Annotated in this window: 13 protein-coding genes; 8 read left to right on the plus strand and 5 right to left on the minus strand. The window is 59.1% G+C overall.

Annotated features, from left to right (window positions below):
* Positions 1–39 precede the first annotated feature (39 nt).
* Genes E8K88_RS07505 through E8K88_RS07515 form a run of 3 tightly spaced genes read left to right on the plus strand, consistent with a single transcriptional unit; the run spans position 40 to position 4,201 of the window.
* Positions 40–2,967: a valine--tRNA ligase gene (locus E8K88_RS07505; protein WP_136406047.1), complete on the plus strand. Its 2,928-nt coding sequence runs from the start codon at positions 40–42 to the stop codon at positions 2,965–2,967.
* 15 nt (positions 2,968–2,982) lie between these two features.
* Positions 2,983–3,672: a DUF1294 domain-containing protein gene (locus tag E8K88_RS07510; RefSeq protein ID WP_136406048.1), complete on the plus strand. Its 690-nt coding sequence runs from the start codon at positions 2,983–2,985 to the stop codon at positions 3,670–3,672.
* 34 nt (positions 3,673–3,706) lie between these two features.
* Positions 3,707–4,201: a putative toxin-antitoxin system toxin component, PIN family gene (locus tag E8K88_RS07515; RefSeq protein ID WP_240754398.1), complete on the plus strand. Its 495-nt coding sequence runs from the start codon at positions 3,707–3,709 to the stop codon at positions 4,199–4,201.
* A 72-nt stretch (positions 4,202–4,273) separates the two neighbouring features.
* Here the strand turns inward: E8K88_RS07515 and E8K88_RS07520 are convergent, their stop codons facing one another.
* The gene (locus E8K88_RS07520; protein ID WP_136406049.1) at positions 4,274–4,969 is read right to left on the minus strand and encodes a histidine phosphatase family protein; all 696 of its coding nucleotides are present in this window, start codon (positions 4,967–4,969) and stop codon (positions 4,274–4,276) included.
* Positions 4,970–5,288: 319 nt separating this feature from the next.
* Here E8K88_RS07520 and E8K88_RS07525 point away from each other — a divergent pair, with 319 nt between their 5' ends.
* The 4 genes from E8K88_RS07525 to E8K88_RS07540 all read left to right on the plus strand — a co-directional run bounded on the left by E8K88_RS07525 (position 5,289) and on the right by E8K88_RS07540 (position 10,544).
* Positions 5,289–6,641, plus strand: coding sequence for an ABC transporter substrate-binding protein (locus E8K88_RS07525; RefSeq protein ID WP_136406164.1), 1,353 nt, complete (start codon positions 5,289–5,291; stop codon positions 6,639–6,641).
* A 159-nt stretch (positions 6,642–6,800) separates the two neighbouring features.
* A complete protein-coding gene (locus E8K88_RS07530) occupies positions 6,801–8,504 on the plus strand; it encodes an ABC transporter permease (RefSeq protein WP_136406050.1) in 1,704 nt (567 codons plus the stop codon).
* A 5-nt stretch (positions 8,505–8,509) separates the two neighbouring features.
* Positions 8,510–9,595, plus strand: a complete 1,086-nt coding sequence (locus E8K88_RS07535) for an ABC transporter ATP-binding protein (RefSeq protein ID WP_136406051.1) — start codon at positions 8,510–8,512, stop codon at positions 9,593–9,595.
* A gap of 61 nt (positions 9,596–9,656) precedes the next feature.
* Complete coding sequence (locus E8K88_RS07540) at positions 9,657–10,544, plus strand: LysR family transcriptional regulator (protein ID WP_136406052.1); 888 nt, start codon at positions 9,657–9,659, stop codon at positions 10,542–10,544.
* A gap of 14 nt (positions 10,545–10,558) precedes the next feature.
* Here E8K88_RS07540 and E8K88_RS07545 read toward each other — a convergent pair whose 3' ends face one another.
* Complete coding sequence (locus E8K88_RS07545) at positions 10,559–11,362, minus strand: IclR family transcriptional regulator (RefSeq protein WP_136406053.1); 804 nt, start codon at positions 11,360–11,362, stop codon at positions 10,559–10,561.
* A gap of 222 nt (positions 11,363–11,584) precedes the next feature.
* Between E8K88_RS07545 and E8K88_RS07550 the strand changes: the two genes are divergently transcribed.
* Entirely contained in the window at positions 11,585–12,835 is a 1,251-nt protein-coding gene (locus E8K88_RS07550; protein WP_136406054.1) for an SDR family oxidoreductase, read from the plus strand.
* Positions 12,836–12,934: 99 nt separating this feature from the next.
* On the opposite strand, the gene E8K88_RS07555 is transcribed toward E8K88_RS07550, so the two are convergent.
* The 3 genes from E8K88_RS07555 to E8K88_RS07565 all read right to left on the minus strand — a co-directional run bounded on the left by E8K88_RS07555 (position 12,935) and on the right by E8K88_RS07565 (position 17,636).
* The gene (locus tag E8K88_RS07555; RefSeq protein WP_276606662.1) at positions 12,935–13,381 is read right to left on the minus strand and encodes a type IV pilin protein; all 447 of its coding nucleotides are present in this window, start codon (positions 13,379–13,381) and stop codon (positions 12,935–12,937) included.
* 79 nt (positions 13,382–13,460) lie between these two features.
* Entirely contained in the window at positions 13,461–16,730 is a 3,270-nt protein-coding gene (locus E8K88_RS07560; RefSeq protein ID WP_168797273.1) for a pilus assembly protein, read from the minus strand.
* Positions 16,731–16,799: 69 nt separating this feature from the next.
* The gene (locus tag E8K88_RS07565; RefSeq protein WP_136406056.1) at positions 16,800–17,636 is read right to left on the minus strand and encodes a pilus assembly PilX family protein; all 837 of its coding nucleotides are present in this window, start codon (positions 17,634–17,636) and stop codon (positions 16,800–16,802) included.
* Positions 17,637–17,648 lie beyond the last annotated feature (12 nt).

Below are 17,648 nucleotides of genomic sequence, written 5' to 3' on the forward strand. Positions count from 1 at the left end.
CCATGGCTATATGCCACTGTCCCTTAGCAGATTGCACCTATGAGCACACAAGCCCCCGCCCAGCCAGGCCTAGAGAGTCTGGCCAAATCTTTTGAACCTGCTGCCATTGAAGCGCAATGGGGCCCTGAATGGGAGGCGCGTGGCTATGGCCGTGCTGGTTATCGTGGCACCGGAGTCCCTAACGCCGAAGCCGCGGCAGCGGGCAAGAACTTCTCGATCCAGCTGCCACCACCGAACGTAACCGGCACCTTGCACATGGGCCATGCGTTCAACCAGACGGTGATGGATGCGCTGACCCGCTACCACCGCATGCGTGGCTACAACACGGCCTGGATTCCAGGCACGGACCACGCCGGTATTGCCACGCAAATCGTGGTCGAGCGCCAGCTGCAGGCGCAGGGCATTAGCCGCCACGACATGGGCCCTACGCCTGAGGAAGCACGCAAGAATTTCGTGGCCAAAGTGTGGGAATGGAAAGAGCATTCGGGCAACACAATTACCAACCAAATGCGCCGCATTGGCGCCACCGTTGACTGGAGCCGCGAGTACTTCACGATGGACGAGCCGCGCTCCAAAGCCGTGGTCGAAGTGTTTGTACAACTCTACCAACAGGGCCTGATTTACCGTGGCAAACGCCTGGTGAACTGGGACCCGGTGCTGCAATCGGCCGTGTCTGATCTGGAAGTAGAGAACGAAGAAAAAGACGGCAGCCTCTGGCATATCGCCTACCAGCTCGAAGACGGCAGCGGCCACTTGGTTGTTGCCACGACCCGTCCAGAAACCATGCTGGGCGACTCGGCCTTGATGGTGCATCCAGAAGACGAGCGCTACCAGCACCTGATTGGCAAACAAGCCATCTTGCCTTTGGTGGGCCGCGCCATTCCAGTGATTGCCGATGAATACGTGGACCGTGAATTCGGCACCGGCGTGGTCAAAGTCACGCCTGCGCACGACTACAACGATTACGCCGTTGGCCAACGCCACCAGTTGCCCTTGATTGGTGTGCTGACGCTGGATGCCAAAATCAAAACGGCAGCCGCCTATCCCGACGATGCCAATATCGCCGCGATTCCTGCCGCCTACCAGGGCCTGGACCGTTTTGCCGCACGCAAAGCCATTGTGGCCGACCTGGAAGCCCAAGGTGCTTTGGTAGAAACCAAAAAGCACAAGCTGACGGTGCCGATCTGCGATCGCACCGGCCAAGTGATTGAGCCGATGCTGACCGACCAATGGTTTGTCGCCATGAGCAAAGCCGATGCCAACGGCAGCAGCATCACGGACAAGGCCATTGCCGCCGTGCAATCGGGTCGCACCCAATTCGTGCCAGAAAACTGGATCAACACCTACAACCAGTGGATGAACAACATCCAAGACTGGACTATCTCGCGCCAGCTGTGGTGGGGCCACCAAATCCCGGCTTGGTACGATGAAGCAGGCAATGTGTACGTTGCCAAGAGCGAAGCCGAAGCACAAGCCCAAGCGCCAGGCCAAATACTGCGCCGCGATCCAGACGTGCTCGACACCTGGTTCTCCTCCGCGTTGGTACCACTGTCTACGACAGGCTGGCCAGGCAACGAAGCCAAAGACGACCCACTGTCCGACTTCAATCTGTACCTGCCCTCGTCCGTGCTGGTCACAGGCTACGACATCATCTTCTTCTGGGTCGCCCGGATGATCATGATGACCGAGCAATTCGCCGGTGTGGAGCCGTTCAAGGACGTGTACATGCACGGCCTGGTGCGCGACTCACAGGGCAAGAAAATGTCCAAGTCAGAAGGCAATGTGCTGGATCCAGTGGATTTGATCGACGGCATCGCGCTGGAGCCCTTGCTGGAGAAACGCACGACCGGCCTGCGCAAGCCTGAGACTGCACCGCAAGTCATCAAAAACACCAAAAAAGAATTCCCCGAAGGCATTCCAGCCTACGGCGCCGACGCGCTGCGCTTTACCTTTGCCGCGCTGGCTTCTTTGGGTCGCAATATCAACTTCGACTCCAAGCGCTGCGAAGGCTATCGCAACTTCTGCAACAAGCTCTGGAACGCCAGCCGCTTTGTGCTGATGAACTGCGAAGGCTACGACTGCGGCGTAGGCACGGAAGCGGCCGAAATTGCCAAGGCACGCAGTAGCGCCGACCAATGGATCATCTCGATCTTGCAAAAAGTCGAAGCCGACGTGGCCCAAGGCTTTGCCGAATACCGCCTCGACAACGTGGCCAACGCCATGTATGAGTTCGTCTGGAACGAATTCTGCGACTGGTATTTGGAAATCGCCAAAACCCAGCTGCAAACCGGCAACGAAGCCCAGCAGCGCGCCACCCGCGCCACGCTGATCCGCGTGCTCGAAGCGATTTTGCGCTTGGCCCACCCGCTGATTCCGTTCGTCACGGAAGCGCTGTGGCAGGTGGTGGCCCCAGTCGCAGGTAAAACCGGCGACTCAGTAGCCATTGCCGTTTACCCAGAGAGCCAGGCCGAGAACATCAACGAAGCGGCCGAGGCCGAAGTCGCACACATCAAAGCCCTGGTCGATGCCTGCCGCAATTTGCGCGGCGAAATGGCCATCAGCCCAGCGCAACGCGTGCCCCTGTACGCCACCGCCAGCGATGCCGCCACACTGGCACGCCTGGAAGCCGCAGCCCCAGCCCTCAAAGCCTTGGCCAAACTCAGCGAAGTGCAAGTCTTCGCCGACGAAGCCGCCTGGGCCCAAGCCGCTGCCGCTGCACCGGTGGCCGTGTTTGGCGATGCGCGTTTGTGCTTGTTTGTCGAAGTCGATGTGGCTGCTGAAAAAGCCCGTTTGGCCAAAGAAATCGCCAAATTGGAGGGCGAAGTCAAAAAAGCCCAGGCCAAGCTGGGCAACGAAGCCTTTGTGGCCAAAGCCCCGCCAGCCGTGATTGAGCAGGAAAAAGAGCGCGTGGCCAACTTTGGCACCACGCTGGCCCGCTTGCGCGATCAACTGGCGCGTTTGGGCTGATCCACGCGCTGCGCCATGAACACTGCCCACCCAGCGCAGCGCCAACAAGGCCGCCTAGACCAATGGAATGACGACAAAGGCTTTGGCTTTGTGATTCCGGAGGGCGGCGGCCCCAAGGCCTTTGTGCATATCAAAGCGTTTGCCAACCGCCCGCGCCGCCCTGTGGCGGGCGACCGCCTGTCTTACCTGCTAGAGCGCGACGCACAAGGGCGCTGGCAAGCCACGCAAGCGCTGCTGATGGGAGAGCCCACCACGGCGCAAGGCCGCCAAGCCAAGCAACCAGCCGCACGCCATCAAAAGCATGGCGCTTTGCCGGTGTGGGGCTGGCCACTGGGCTTGGCAGTAGCGGCCTTGCTGCTAGGCCTGGGCCTGGCCGCATTTGGCGTACTGCCCCATCTACTGGGTCTGTGGCTGCTGGTGGTCAACGTAATCACTTTTGGCGTCTACGCGGTCGACAAATCAGCCGCGCAACAAGGTGCTTGGCGCACCAAAGAAACCACGCTGCATATTTTGTCTTTGCTGGGCGGCTGGCCGGCGGCCTTGCTCGCGCAGCGCCACTTGCGCCACAAGTCCAGCAAGCAAAGCTTTCAAGCGGTGTTCTGGCTCACCGTCGTGGGCAATGTGCTGCTGATGGGTTTGCTCAGTGGCGCAGAGGGGCAAGCACTGTTCCAGTCGATGTTCCTGCCCTTGCTACGCAATCTCTAAGAACGTGTTTACGATCTAACTGCGAATCCTGCTGATGACCCCCACCACTGAGGCCAGCGCCGCGCCCGGCATGGCCCCCGAAACCCAGCCCAGAGGGCTGATTCTGGACACCAATATCGTGCTCGACTATTTGCTGTTTGGCGACCCTTCTGCCCAGCAATTGCAAGCACAGGTCAACACGGCCTTGGCCGATAGCGCGCAATGGCGCTGGATTGCCACGCAACGCATGCGCGATGAACTCGCCCGTGTGCTGCTCTACCCGCATTTGCAAGCGAGTCTGGCGTTTTACCAGCGCACGGCCGAGGCCATTCTGGCGCAGTTTGACCTGCGCACGCACTTGGTCGATACCGCCGCCGCTTGTACGATTTTGTGCCGGGACAAAGACGACCAGCCTTTTATTGATCTGGCTGTCGCCCAGCAAGCGGTGCTGCTGTCCAAGGACAAACAAGTGCTCAAACTCAAAAAACGCATGGCGCGTGTGGGCGCCTGGGCAGACACCCGCGTGCCAGAGACTGCGGCCAGCGTCTAAGAACGTGTTTACGATCTCGGCGCAGCCGCGTGGAGATCATGAACAGGTTTTAAGCCACACAGGATTCTTGACTCAGGTCATCGTCACCAAATCACGCTCGGCCAAGGCCGCCAGATGCGGGATGCCGTTAAAACTGTGCAAGTTGATACGCTTGGGAGTAATGCCCAACTCCGTCACCGCCGTATTGCGGATTCGCATATTCAGGCCGATCATCTGCTCGGCAGGTGCACCCATCACCGCGGCCACCGCAGTGGCAATCGGCCCACCACTAGAGACCAGCAAAACATTCTGGCCCTGGTGCTGGGCCTGAATGTCCTGCAAAACCTGCATCACGCCGCCTTGAAACTCAGGCCAAGCCGGCATGCCAACCGGGCTGATGCTGCCGTCCATCCATTGCGCCATCGCCGTGCACAAAGTGCGAAAGTGCAGGCGAATCGTCTCTGGCGTATCGGCCTTGGGCAAAGTCACCTGCAAAGCGCCCAGCAACGCATCGGGGTCGTACTCGTTGAGCAAACGGCTTTGCGTATGCGGCAGGGCCGCGCCGGTAGCGGCGACTACCCCCAAGCTGCCAAGGCCCTTGAGCAAGCCTGACAAGGTCTGTTGGTGGCGTTTGAGCGTGCCGCTGTAGACCGCGTCAAACACCAGCCCCTGCTCGCGCCAATAAGACCCAAGCTGCTCGGCCTGTACAAAGCCTTTGTCGCTGAGTTGGTCGTAATCGGCAGCACCAAACGATGCCTGACCATGCCGCACTAAATAAATGGTTCCCATACAGCGATTGTGCAGAGCCGCCGCCGCGCACGATGTCTCCCGCACGACTGTGTCGCGCCCAGATGACAGGCCACCGCAAGCCCAAGCGCACCTCAAAGCCTGCTCTCAGGTTTACCCTAGGCCTGGGCTTGCAGACATGATCTGCCCAATGCAACCAAAAACACATAAAACATTAAAAAACAAGATGTTGCAAACTTGGCCAGACACAAACACGCTCAGGCTGATGCGCCACATCAAAAAATATGATTGGGCCAAAGCAAGGGCGCTGGGTATTGTGACAAAACTATTACAGTACTAGGAGACTCTCATGTTGAGCACAATGGCATCGCCACGCCGTCCTTCGATTCGCACAGCACTGACTCGCAGTGCACAAGCGGCCCTGCTGGTCGCCAGCGCCTGGAGCCTGGCCGCACAAGCGGGCACGGTTACCGTGATCACCTCCTTCCCCAAAGAATTGACCGGGGCCTACAAAACCGCATTTGAAAAGGCCAACCCTGGCATCAAGCTGGAGATTCTGAACAAGAACACGGTCGCTGGCATCGCCTATGTGCGCGAATCCTCCGAAGGCAAGCGCCCTGAAGTGTTCTGGGCCAGCGCCCCGGATGCATTTGAGGTCTTGGCGCAAAACGAATTGCTGGAGCCGATCAACGACATTGCCAACCCGGCTGTGCCTGCCACGATTGGCGCATTCCCGGTCAACAATCCCGAGGGCCTGTTCCTGGGCCAGGCCTTGGCTGGTTACGGCATCATGTACAACACCCGTGTGCTCAAGGCCAAAAGGCTCGAAGCGCCTACCACCTGGGCCGATTTGCTCAAGCCTGAATGGTTTGGCAATGTGGGCCTGACCTCGCCATCGCGCTCAGGCACGACCCATTTGACCGTCGAGACCATTTTGCAGGGCGAAGGCTGGGACAAGGGCTGGAACACGATGCTGCGCATGAGTGGCAATGCCGCAGCCATGACCGACCGCTCGTTTGGTGTGCCCGATGGCGTCAACAACGGCCAGTTTGGCGCCGGCCCGGTGATCGACTTCTTTGGCTTGTCGAGCAAATACTCGAAATTCCCGGTGGAATTTGTCTACCCGGAAGAGACCTCGATTGTGCCGGCCAATATCGCGCTGATCAAAGGCGCCAGCAATACCGAAGAAGGCAAGAAGTTCATCGAGTACTCGCTGTCCAAAGAAGGCCAGGAGCTCTTGTTCAAGAACGACATCTCGCGCCTGCCCGTGCTGCCCTATGACCAGCTCAGCGGCGTGCCAGAAGGCTACCCAAACCCCCAGGAAATTGCTGCACGCAGCAAAGTGGCGTTTGATGTCGATGTCTCGAAAAACCGCTATTTCATCGTGCAGTCGCTGTTCGACCAAACCATCACCTTCCGCCTAGACGATTTGCGCGCAGCGACCAAGGCCATTTTTGAAGCCGAGGCCAAGTTGGCCAAAAACCCGAACGCCAAAGGCCAGGCACTGCTGGACGAAGCCAAGCAACTGGCCTGGTCGCCTGTGCTGACGGCTGAGCAAGCGGCGTCGGCCGAATTGCAAGCGCTGTTTGCCGCTGACAAAACCGACTCGGCCGTGAACCAGCAGCTCTCCAAACTGCAGGGCGAATGGAATAGCCAGGCCAAAGCCAACTACGAAAAAGCCGTGGCACTGGCCAAACAGGCTGGCTCGCAGTAATCACGCAGCCACACCACCCGGCCAGCCAACCGAAGCGGTTCGCAGGCCGGGTCTTTGGGCCTTGGCTCGCGCAGCGCGCACAGGCCCGTTTCTTCACCGCCTTCACCCGCCCCACGATTGCACGATGGTTAAGGCGGCGGGCGAACTTGGTCATTTGACATGCTTTCCTCAATCTCACGCTCATTCCCCAAAGGGCTGGCGCTGGTGGCCTTGCTGGTACTGGCCTTCCTGACCCTGTTTCTGGTGATTCCGGTCGGCACGGTGTTCTACACCGCCTTCGTCAATACCGACGGCTCGCCGACGCTGGGTCACTTTGGTGCTTTCTTGCAGCAGCCCTTGCTCAAAGAAGCCTTTTTCAACAGCTTGTACGTGGCGCTGATGGCGACTGTGATGTCGTCGCTGATTGCCGTGCCACTGGCCTATTTCACCGTGCGTTTTCGCTTCAAGGGCGCGCTGATGATCCAGACCCTGGGCATCTTGCCGCTGATCATGCCGCCCTTTGTGGGCGCCGTGGCCTTGCAGCTGATTTTTGGCCGCGCTGGCAGCGTCAACCTGCTGCTCGACGAATACCTGGGCTTCACCATTCCAGTGATGGAGGGGCTCAACGGCATTATCTTTGTCGAATCCCTGCACTACTTCCCGTTCATTTTGATGAACCTGACCATGGCGCTGCGCAACATCGACGGTGCCATGGAAGAGGCCGCACTGAACCTGGGCGCCAAAGGCTGGCGCTTGTTCTGGCGGGTGATTTTTCCGCTGAGTCTGCCCGGCTATATCGCTGGCGCCTCGCTGGTGTTCGTCAAGGTGTTTGATGACCTGGGCACACCGCTGGTGATGGGCGTGACGAATATGCTGGCGCCGCAAGCCTATTTGCGTATTACCCAAGTGGGTCTGGACGACCCACTGGGCTATGTGATCAGCGTGATCATGATTGCGTTCTCGATTCTGGCGCTGTGGCTGTCGGCCCGCGTAATGAAAGGACGCGACTACTCGACGCTGCAAAAAGGCGGCGGCTCGATCCAGCAGCGCGCGCTGAGCAAATGGCAAAGCATTGGTGCTTACATCTGGATTGGTTTGGTGCTGCTCTTGGTGCTGTCACCGCATATTGGTGTGCTGCTGCTGTCCTTTGCCACCGTGTGGAGCTACGCGCCACTGCCTGATGCCTACACACTGGCGCATTACGCAGCGGTGTTTGAAGAGTCCAAAGGCATGATTGGCAATACCTTGCTGTACTGCGGTTTGGCAGCGGGTCTGGATGTGATCTTGGGCACGGCGATTGCCTACATCATGCTGCGCTCGTCGCTGCGTGCGCGCCAATGGCTGGACTGGATTGCCTCTGCCGCGCTGGCCGTGCCGGGCATCGTGCTGGCCATTGGCTATATGCGCACCTTCCGCGACGTGAACATTCCCTTCACCGACATCGGCATCACCAGCACCTGGCTGCTGATCATGATTGCCTACGCGGTGCGGCGGCTGCCCTATGCGCTGCGCTCATGCGTGGCAGCGCTGCAGCAGGTGCATATCTCGCTGGAAGAGGCCGCAGCCTCGGTCGGTGCAAACCGCATCCGCACCATCCAGCGCGTCGTGATCCCGCTGATGGCAGGCGGCATTCTGGCAGGCTTTGTCACCAGCTTCATCACCGCCGCTGTCGAGCTGTCAGCCACCATCATGCTGGTCACACGCGACAGCGACGCGCCCATGAGTTACGGCATTTATCTGTATATGCAAAGCGCCTCCGGGCGTGGCCCAGGCGCAGCCCTGGGGGTCCTGGCCGTGATCGCTGTGGCGATCGGCACCTATGTATCGCATGTGATTGTGGAGCGCACATCGTCACGTTTTCGTCCTGTGCGCAGTGAGGAATAAAAACCATGAAAAAAGTCAGTGTTGAATGCCGCAATATCCGCATGTCCTACGGCAAAACCGAAGTACTCAAGGACATCAATATCACCATCGAGCCGGGCGAATTCTTCGCCTTGCTCGGCCCCTCCGGCTCAGGCAAGTCCACGCTGCTGCGCCTGATTGCGGGCTTTAACCAGCACCAAAGTGGCCAATTGCTGGTCGATGGCCAGGACATCAGCCATGTGCCTCCGCACAAACGCAATATTGGCATGGTGTTCCAAAGCTATGCGCTGTGGCCGCACATGACCGTGTGGGACAACGTCGCCTTTGGTCTGGTCGAGCGCCGCGCCAGCCGCGAAGACATCCGCCAGAAAGTCACGCAAGCGCTGGAAACCGTGGGTTTGCTGCACTTGGCCAAACGCCGCCCCAACGAGCTCTCGGGCGGCCAGCAGCAGCGCGTGGCGCTGGCGCGCACCATCGTGATTGAGCCGCAGGTGCTGCTGCTGGACGAGCCGCTGTCCAACCTCGACAAAAACCTGCGCGTGCAAATGCGCCAGGAGCTGCTGTCGCTGCAACGCCGCCTGGGCATCACGACCATTTTCGTCACGCACGACCAGGAAGAAGCCATGACCACAGCCGACCGCATGGCCGTGATGGACCAGGGCGTGGTGCAACAAGTGGGCAGCCCGTCGACTCTGTACGACTTCCCGGTCAACCGCTTTGTCGCTGATTTTGTGGGCACGATGAATATGCTGCCCGGCCAGGTCACACGCCGCGAAGCAGGCCAGTTGACGTTGGCGGTCGACGGCCTGGGCGAAGTCGATTTGCCAACTGCTGTCGACACGCCCGAACACAATGCCTTGGTGCTGAGCTTCAGGCCACATTCAGTCGTGATTCAGCCCGAAGGCGACCAAATTGACAGGCGCTACCTGTGGCTGCCAGGCATTGTGGAGCGCAGCGAATTTCTGGGCGAATTCACCCGCTACGAGGTGCGCGTCGGTGAACAGAAAGTCACGGCCGACCAGTCGCACTTTGCCGGTCTGAGCATTTTCCCGCCAGGTGTTGGTGTCAGCGTCGGGCTGGAGCCATCGCAAGTGCGTTTGCTGCCGCAATAAGATGGTGCTGCACCCGTTCAGCCGCGCGCTTGTGAGCGCTGCATGGCGATAATCGGCGCTTATGGAGATCTACCAGATTCGTGCCTTTGTCACGGTGGCCCGCTTGGGCCACCTCACGCGTGCGGCCGAAGCCCTGCATTTGACCCAACCGGCGGTGACCGCACAAATCAAGGCGCTGGAGCAAAGCCTGGGCGTGAGCCTGTTCCAGCGCAGCGGCGGAAAACTGAGTTTGGACAAAGCCGGTGAATCGCTGCTGCCGACAGCCGAGGCGCTGCTGAAGCTGGGCTCTGAACTCAAAGCCCAGGCCACCCAATTGCATGGCCAGTTGCAAGGGCAGTTTGAGCTGGGCATTCCCAGCGAACGCATGGATTTTTTGCGCTTGGGACCCTTTACCCAGGCCATCACCAATAGCCTGCCACTGGTGCATTTGCACACCCGCGTGCTGCCAGCCGAGCAGCTGAGCGAATACGTCAGCACCGGGCGCTTGACTGCCGCATTTGCCATTGCCGCCCACCCACCACGCGATGTGCAATGGCTGCCACTGCGCAGCGTGGTCTACCGCATTGCCGTGCCCAATGGCCTGCATGAGCAATTGCAAGCAGCCAACTGGCGCGAGCTGGCAGCCCTGCCCTGGCTCGATGGGCCATCTGGCAGCCACAGCCATTGGCTGCTGCGCGACATGTTTGAAAAACGCGGCCAGTCGCCGCGCATCGTGATGCAAATCGACGACCTGGCCAATATCGACAGCCTGGTGATGGCCAAAACCGGCTGCGCCTTGCTACGCGAAGAGGTGGCGCTCGAAGGCTTTAAGCGCCAGGCCTTTAGCCTGTGGGGCAATGTGCGCGTCAATGCGACGCTGGGGTTTGCCTACCCGTCGGAGACCGAGGCGCAGCCGCTGTTGATTGCGGTGATTTCACTGCTCAAACAGCTGTGGAAAATCGATGACTGAGCAGCAGGCTGGATTTAGTATTGGATCGACCACTCAACCATTTGGCGCTCACGCAAACGCCGGCCCAGATCCTTGCAGGCCACATCGAGGATCTTGGCTGTCGCCTCAATGCGCTGCGACGTCATGCGCTGTGACAAGGCAGCCACACTCAAAGCGCCCATCGGCTGGCCAACGCTGCTGTAGAACACCTGGCCAACCGCCGTCACACCGAGATTGATGGTGCTTTTAATCAACGAATAGCCGCGCTTGCGGGTTTGCATGCAGGCCTCTTGCAGCACCACCGCATCCAGTCCCTCAAAGGTTGCCAGCATAGGGGCCACGCGCTCAATGATCGCGCTGCGCTCGGCATCTTCCATCGCTGCCAGCAGCGCCAAACCACCAGCGCCCACACCCAGCGGGCGGCGGCTGCCAACATCCAAAATCAGCGTGCGGATCGGGAACGAGCCTTCGCGCCGGTGCATGCACACGGCCTCAAAACCGCTGCGCACCACCAGGTAGGTTGTGTCTTCAGAGGCACCTGCCAAATTCACCATCGCGGCATCGCATAAATCGCGAATATCGTAGAACGTTGCGCTGGCCAAACCCAGCTCAAAGGCCAACGGCCCTAAGCGGTAACGTCGCAACTCAGGGTGGCGGTCGACCAAACGCTCGGCCACCAATTGCTGCAAGACGCGGTGCACGGTCGGATGCGGAATGCCTGCCTTCACCGCAATATCGGTCAATGCCATGCCACGCACACCAGCCGTCGCCAGCAGTTTGAGCAAGGCCACGCCGCGGCTGAGTGAGCCGGGTGCACCTGCATTCACAAGTTTGTCCATATATTGAAATTGAATAGTGGATGCGTATTTTTCTTCGCAGTCTTTCAAATAGAAACTAGGGTTTATTCCTAAAAATTGCTGTCCGTTTAATGAACAAAGCAAAGACGGCATGGCAGTGGCAACGATAACCTGCAGCTCTTTCTTGGACGTGCTGATGCGCTGCTCACCAGTGCTTGGTGCCTGGCCTGCACGGTCCAACTTTTTGCCAAACAGACCCTAGTCATGAACGCACTCAACAACCAAGTCGCCGTCATTACCGGAGCCAGCAGTGGCATCGGTGCAGCCTGCGCCAAAGCCCTGGCAGCGCAAGGCGCCAGCATTGTGCTGGGCTACCACAGCGGCCATGCACGCGCCCAGGCACTGCTCGAACAATTGCCTGGCCACGGCCACCGCATTGCTGCGATTAACCTGCAAAACGCAAGCACCCACGAGGCCTTGGCCCATCTGCTGACCAATGAGATCGGCCACATCGACCTGCTGGTCAATTCCGCCGGTTTTACGCAGCGCATCGCCCACACCGATACGGCCACGCTTGAGCCCGCGTTGTTCGATCAGATTCTCAGTGCCAATGTGACCGGCCCTTACGCGATCACCCGCGCCTTGCTGCCTTTGCTGCAGCGCAGCGCCAACGGCTTGGTGGTGAATATTTCCTCTGTCTCGGCGTTTACCGGTTCGGGCAGCAATATCGCCTACTGCGCGGCCAAAGCGGCGCTCGATACGATGACCCAGTCACTGGCGCGGGCGTTCGGGCCAGTGCGATTCTTGAGCGTCTCACCGGCCTCAGTAGACACTGAATTCGTTGCAGGCCGCAGCCGTGAAGAACTGCAAAGCAAAGCCGCCAAAACCCCGCTGGGCCGCATTGTCAGCCCGGAAGATGTGGCTGATGCGGTACTGGCCTGCGCAACGCATTTGCGCACTGCCACCGGCACGCTGTTTGTCTCCATCACCTTGATGCTGTTCGCCCAGGCTGGGCTGATGACCGGAGGCACTGCCGGCATTGCCTTGCTCGTGCACTACTGGAGCGGCCTGCCGCTTGGCACCGTGTTCTTTGCAATTAATCTGCCCTTTTACTGGTTTTCCTGGAAGCACATGGGGCCAGAGTTCACGGTCAAAACCTTCATCGCAGTTGGCTTGTTGTCGCTGCTGACCGATTGGGGGCCGCAGGTCATCCACGTCGACTACCTCAACCCCTTGTTTGCCGCTGTGCTCGGTGGCCTGCTCTTGGGCACTGGCTGCTTGTTTTTGGCACGCCACCGCGCCAGCCTGGGCGGTGCCGCGATTTTGGCTTTGTACCTGCAAGAGCGCTATGGCATTGCCGCTGGCAAGGTGCAGTTGCTGGTGGACTGCAGCGTGGTCGCACTGGCCTTGTTCATGGTGCCGGTGCAAAACGTGCTTTATTCCATTTTGGCCGCAGTGGTGATGGGCGTGTTCTTGTGGATCAGCCACCGGCCTGGGCGCTATGTCAGCCAATAACTCTGCAGGCTCTGTCTGGCTTGCATGACAGGCCCACGATCGCCGTCTTGTACCCTGTTGATCATCTCCACGCAGTCGCGTCGAGATGATGAACCGGCTCTAACGATTCCAGCACAGCTCCACTGTTTGCGTGGAGTCTTTGAGTCCTTTCTGGCCGTTCTCCGTCAAGGTGAAATCTCCGCATCTGTCATGGCGCTGTGGTCCTTGTCGGCTGGCCGTCAAGGTGTAAGTGGAGCCGGTGTCATTGGGCGCATACCCGATGCCATAAGTGCCAGAAGGCACAGACTGCATACTGCTGGGAAACCCCTCAGCCTGCGGATAACGGCCCATGGCTGTTGCTGCCCGCTCCAACCACTGCGCCGCTTGCAGCAAGCCAGTGCGCGCCTCAGCGCGGCGGCCGCGCTGGATGTACTCCTGGTAATTGGGATAGGCGATGGCGGCCAAGATACCGACAATCACCACCACCACCATGACTTCAATCAGCGTAAAGCCCTTGGGCTTGCGCGCCATGGCGCGGCGCGGCAGGGTTGGGCCAAATTGCAGCATGCGATTACTCCACTGAAAAAACAACGAAACAGTCCAACAAGGGCTGGGCCTGAGCAAGGAGCTGGCTGTCATGCACGGTTTAGCGAATAGGCCGCCATGAAGGCGTCAAAGGCATGATGGAGAACAAGGGCTCGGGCTCGGCAACACCTGGACTCCACAGCTGGCCATCGCCCATCAAGTATTGGGAGCGGTACTCTCTTTGGTCAGGTTTGATTAAAGGATCTTGCAGCCAGTCCTTGCAATTGCCGCCATTGGCATCGCACTGCGCGGGAGGCAGTACCGGAGCTGCGGTGCGAATAGCCAAATTGGCCTGGTAGTATTGACCGGCAGCAAACTCAACGTCGCAGGTTTCCTTGACCTCTAGGCTGCCGCCTTGTACTGGCAGCTCAATTGGCACGCGGAATTGCTCCCCAATGGTCCACACGCTGTTCTCAAGCACCCGCGAGCCGATAACCGGCAACTGGAAGAACCAGCCCTTTTTGCTGCTGTAATCCACCGGCGTATTCGACAGATTCCAGCTGTCACCGTTGAGCGTGGTCTGTATCTCGACCAAGTCCTGCCAGTCGACTTGGTCGCTGCTGTTGTCTACCAGTTCGACAGTGCCCAGAGTGTTCGCAACGCCACCGGCCAAAACCGGTGTGCTGGAATAGTTGGCGGCATCGCGAATGGCCAGCACGTATTCCTTGTCGATGCTGCTGCGGTCGGCATTGCTCAGCAGGCGGCCAGTGCCAAACATCAGCATGATCCCGCCATCGGGGTGAAACGCAAACGCGGGTGCCGTGGTAATAGCGGGCCTGCTTTGCGCTGCGCCAGCGCCCACACGCTGGGCCTGGAACAAGGGCGTGCCAGAGAACGAGGCTTTCCAGTCGGCTGGGCTGGCTGAGCTCAGGTCAAACTTCCAGACGTTGCCCAGCAAATCTCCGGCATAGGCAACATCCACTGCACCATCGCCATTGAGGTCAATCAAGCGCGGCGCGGCCAAGCCATTGCTATTGCCAAGCGGCTCGGTAGCACTGGCAGGGATCACCTTCAACTCCTTGGCCCCTTCGAGAAACTGGACCAGGAGCGCGGCCTGCTCATTCTGGCTGTTGTAGCCATTGCCCATCACCAGAGCCCAGCGGCCATCGTTCATGCGCACCAGTTGATTGGACAAGCGCGTATCGACTTGATCAACTACAGGCTGGGCCATGATGTGACCCAGCCAGGCTCGGGCATCGGTGGATTCAAATTGCTCTGAGGGATCCAGCGTTTGGTCCAGTACCAGCACCTCGCCAGGCTGGGCAGTGGCAAAATCCTGCGGCGCGGTCACATCCAAGACAAAATAACCTCGGCCACCGGCACCTAAAAAGCCGGCCAGATAGCTTTTGGGAAGTGCTGTATTGGTTGAGCCATCGCTGTTTTTCTGGTGTGTGAAAACATCGCCGGTGAATGCCGAGCCATCGACAAAATACCGGTGCCGAATCGCATAGCCGGGCTCAGTCAGCAAAGGCAGCTGGCTGATCAAGCCCTTGGGCACATAGGCCAGCATTTCCCTGCCCGTCGAGGCATTGAACGCATGGAGCATGCCGTCGTTGGCGCCCACATACAACATATCGGGCCGGTCAGGTTTTTTCGTTGCGGTTCTGTAGTGGTTGCCGGGCATAAACCAGATTTGCGAATTGACCACATCGCCATGAATCGATTCGCGCTGGCGAAACACCCCGCCGCTCTTGCCAAGCTCTTTGGACTGGTCACCACGCAGGTAGAGAAGCCGGTTTTGGCCGAGTTGGTCCGTGCTGTTGAGCAGCGCTTGCTGGCTCGCATCGAGCTCTGACCACTTCCACTCAATCGCCTGCCCATTGCTGTTGGCACTGACTATCTTGCGCTGGTTAAACCAATTGGCACCCTGGGCCGACATGATTTGCGCCGTGTTTTTACCGCCCCATGCCTGGTTATTGGCATCAATGGCCGCATTGCCTGCCTTGACAGTTTGCGCCTGCACATAACCAGACCAAGTGGCCGGATTGTAGGAGGCGGTGAACATCAGCGAATCAGCACGGGTGGTGGCAGCGCTCAAGGCGACCGAAGTCATCGGCAATTGCGAGTCAACAATGATTTCATTCAAAATATCGCGAAAGGCTGGCGTCAGGTCTTCGGCCCTGGTGACCGGGATGTATTTGCCCCGGCTATTGATCGCCATATGCCATAGCTCAGGCATTCTGAGCACTGCATTGGTGGTGCTGTAAGGGTCAATCCAACGCTTGCTGCCAGAGAGCAGGTCATCGTAGTCACCGCCATTCCAGGTATCACTGCCAAACACCGGCCGCGCGCCCAAAGGAGCCCAGTTGGCGCCAACCCCAAAGCCGACGGAGTACACCGTCATGTGCTGCCAAGTCGCAACATTATTGGCCGGGTTCCAATAGGGCTCAAGGCTCCAGCTCGCTCCCTTGATTGGGCGTGCAACGCGCTCAACCATCTTGGGCTCGACCTGCCTGCCTTGGCCGCTCAGATCATTCGCCCAAAAATAAAAGGCCAAATCTGACAAGGTCGGCCAATTCCAGGCACTAGACCCGGTACCGGGTACAAAACCATTGGGGAATCGGCTGCGGTCGCGGTAGATATTGAGCTGCGGATTGCTAATATCGTAACTGGTGCCGTCTGGCAATTGCAGGGGCTGGCGCCGGTTGCTGTAATTGCCAATCATGCCCGCAGCTGGCAAAACCGCCTGGTTATTCCAGCCCCCATCAGACATGAAAATATTGTAGGTTCTGCGGCAAGCCAATGCACCTGAGTTACTCACACTGGGATCGTTGAGCCAGGGCTGCCGGTTGCTCTTTAAATAATTGCCTGCATTAAATAGCATTCTGAGAGCGGGTGTGTTCCCCCCTGCTGTCAAGCTGCCCCCGGTCGTCTTGCCACTGACCCAGTCAAGGAATCGCTTGCGATGCGCGGCATCCAGGATTCTCATGCCATTGGTGTTACTGCAACCGCCCGCGGCACTGGGGATATTGGGGCAGCCGTTCATGGACATCCAGGCCAGGCGAATCGCGCCATTGGGAATATTCTCTTCTGAGAATGCCTGTAACAGCGAGGCCCTTAAAATGGCCATGCGTGTGTCTGCCGTCTCGCGCTGCTTGCTGTCTGCATACTTCTCCGCATCGACCCGATACAGCATGCTGCCAGAGTCATCTATCGAGACAATCACATTGGGCGCAGGCGGTCTGCCCATATTCACCGCCGGTATTTGCATCAGTGGTATCGGCTCAGCCCCTGACTCAGCAACCAGGCTGACCAGCACCGCAGCGCAGGCCAGCAGTTTGAGGCCCATTGGTACTGGGCCGATTCGACGGTTTTGGCTGATGCGTGACATCCTCAACTCCTCACTCCTACAAGTATTCCAATTGCTCATGGCGTAAAGCCGATCTGGTGTTGGCCCCATTCATCCCCCCGATGGCCTGGCCGCAATCACGGCCTGGGCTTGTGGCACCAGAATCGACTGCACAATCGCCTGCGTGCCAGGCTTGCGCCCACGAGCAACCGCTGTGATGCGGTAGACGATGCCATTGATGGAGTTCATGCCCACACTCTGGCCAATGGGCGCGTAGCGCTGTCCAATCGCACTGTTAGCGTTGAATTCCAGCGGCTCAATCCAGTACCAGGCATTGGCGAGTGTGCGGTTTTGGCGCATGTCTGCGGTCACCAGCAAGCGGGAATTGCCCATGCTGGCGTCCTGCACCGCTCCGGTAAACTCGCCATAGAGCGCTGCGCTTGCCTGCATGGCTTCAAGGGTGTCCGCATCGAGCCAGAAGCGCGCGGGCAAGCGTCCGTCGTCAAAGCACAGCCCCTGGCGGCAAGGCACAGCCAAACCTTGCACCGCCCGCTCAAGCACCAAAAAATCACCACCATCGCTGTCAAGCAGGCTAAAACTCTGCGGCACTTGCAGCATGCCAGGATTGTTTTTTCGACATCCCTGCAGGCAAGCACTGCCATCGGCCGTGATACCCAGCGCGTCCAGCTCAGCATCAGCCAACATGGCCTGCGCGGCCTCAAAGGCCAGCAAGTAGTCGGCCTCGTTGCCGGTGACGCGTTCGCTGAACAGCGCAGCGCGGCTGGACCAGGCCACCAGCAAGGCCCCCAGCAGCATCACCACCATCACAATCACAATGGCTGCGCCCTGCTGGCGTCGCAGGGCAGGATGCCGCAAGCCGGCGGTAGTTTGGGCAGACGCGTGGCGTACTCGGTGGCCTGCGCGGCTGCTGTGTTCAGACATAGACATGCAAAGCGGCTC

The organism is Lampropedia aestuarii (assembly GCF_004803635.1).
Classification (GTDB): Bacteria; Pseudomonadota; Gammaproteobacteria; order Burkholderiales; family Burkholderiaceae_C; genus Lampropedia; species Lampropedia aestuarii.

Coding starts and splice junctions, on each gene's coding strand:
- E8K88_RS07545 (WP_136406053.1), bottom strand. CDS start 11,362: ATGGACAAACTTGTGAATGCAGGTGCACCCGGCTCACTCAGCCGCGGC.
- E8K88_RS07555 (WP_276606662.1), bottom strand. CDS start 13,381: ATGCTGCAATTTGGCCCAACCCTGCCGCGCCGCGCCATGGCGCGCAAG.
- E8K88_RS07515 (WP_240754398.1), top strand. CDS start 3,707: ATGACCCCCACCACTGAGGCCAGCGCCGCGCCCGGCATGGCCCCCGAA.
- E8K88_RS07560 (WP_168797273.1), bottom strand. CDS start 16,730: ATGTCACGCATCAGCCAAAACCGTCGAATCGGCCCAGTACCAATGGGC.
- E8K88_RS07535 (WP_136406051.1), top strand. CDS start 8,510: ATGAAAAAAGTCAGTGTTGAATGCCGCAATATCCGCATGTCCTACGGC.
- E8K88_RS07510 (WP_136406048.1), top strand. CDS start 2,983: ATGAACACTGCCCACCCAGCGCAGCGCCAACAAGGCCGCCTAGACCAA.
- E8K88_RS07525 (WP_136406164.1), top strand. CDS start 5,289: ATGGCATCGCCACGCCGTCCTTCGATTCGCACAGCACTGACTCGCAGT.
- E8K88_RS07565 (WP_136406056.1), bottom strand. CDS start 17,636: ATGTCTATGTCTGAACACAGCAGCCGCGCAGGCCACCGAGTACGCCAC.
- E8K88_RS07530 (WP_136406050.1), top strand. CDS start 6,801: ATGCTTTCCTCAATCTCACGCTCATTCCCCAAAGGGCTGGCGCTGGTG.
- E8K88_RS07540 (WP_136406052.1), top strand. CDS start 9,657: ATGGAGATCTACCAGATTCGTGCCTTTGTCACGGTGGCCCGCTTGGGC.
- E8K88_RS07505 (WP_136406047.1), top strand. CDS start 40: ATGAGCACACAAGCCCCCGCCCAGCCAGGCCTAGAGAGTCTGGCCAAA.
- E8K88_RS07550 (WP_136406054.1), top strand. CDS start 11,585: ATGAACGCACTCAACAACCAAGTCGCCGTCATTACCGGAGCCAGCAGT.
- E8K88_RS07520 (WP_136406049.1), bottom strand. CDS start 4,969: ATGGGAACCATTTATTTAGTGCGGCATGGTCAGGCATCGTTTGGTGCT.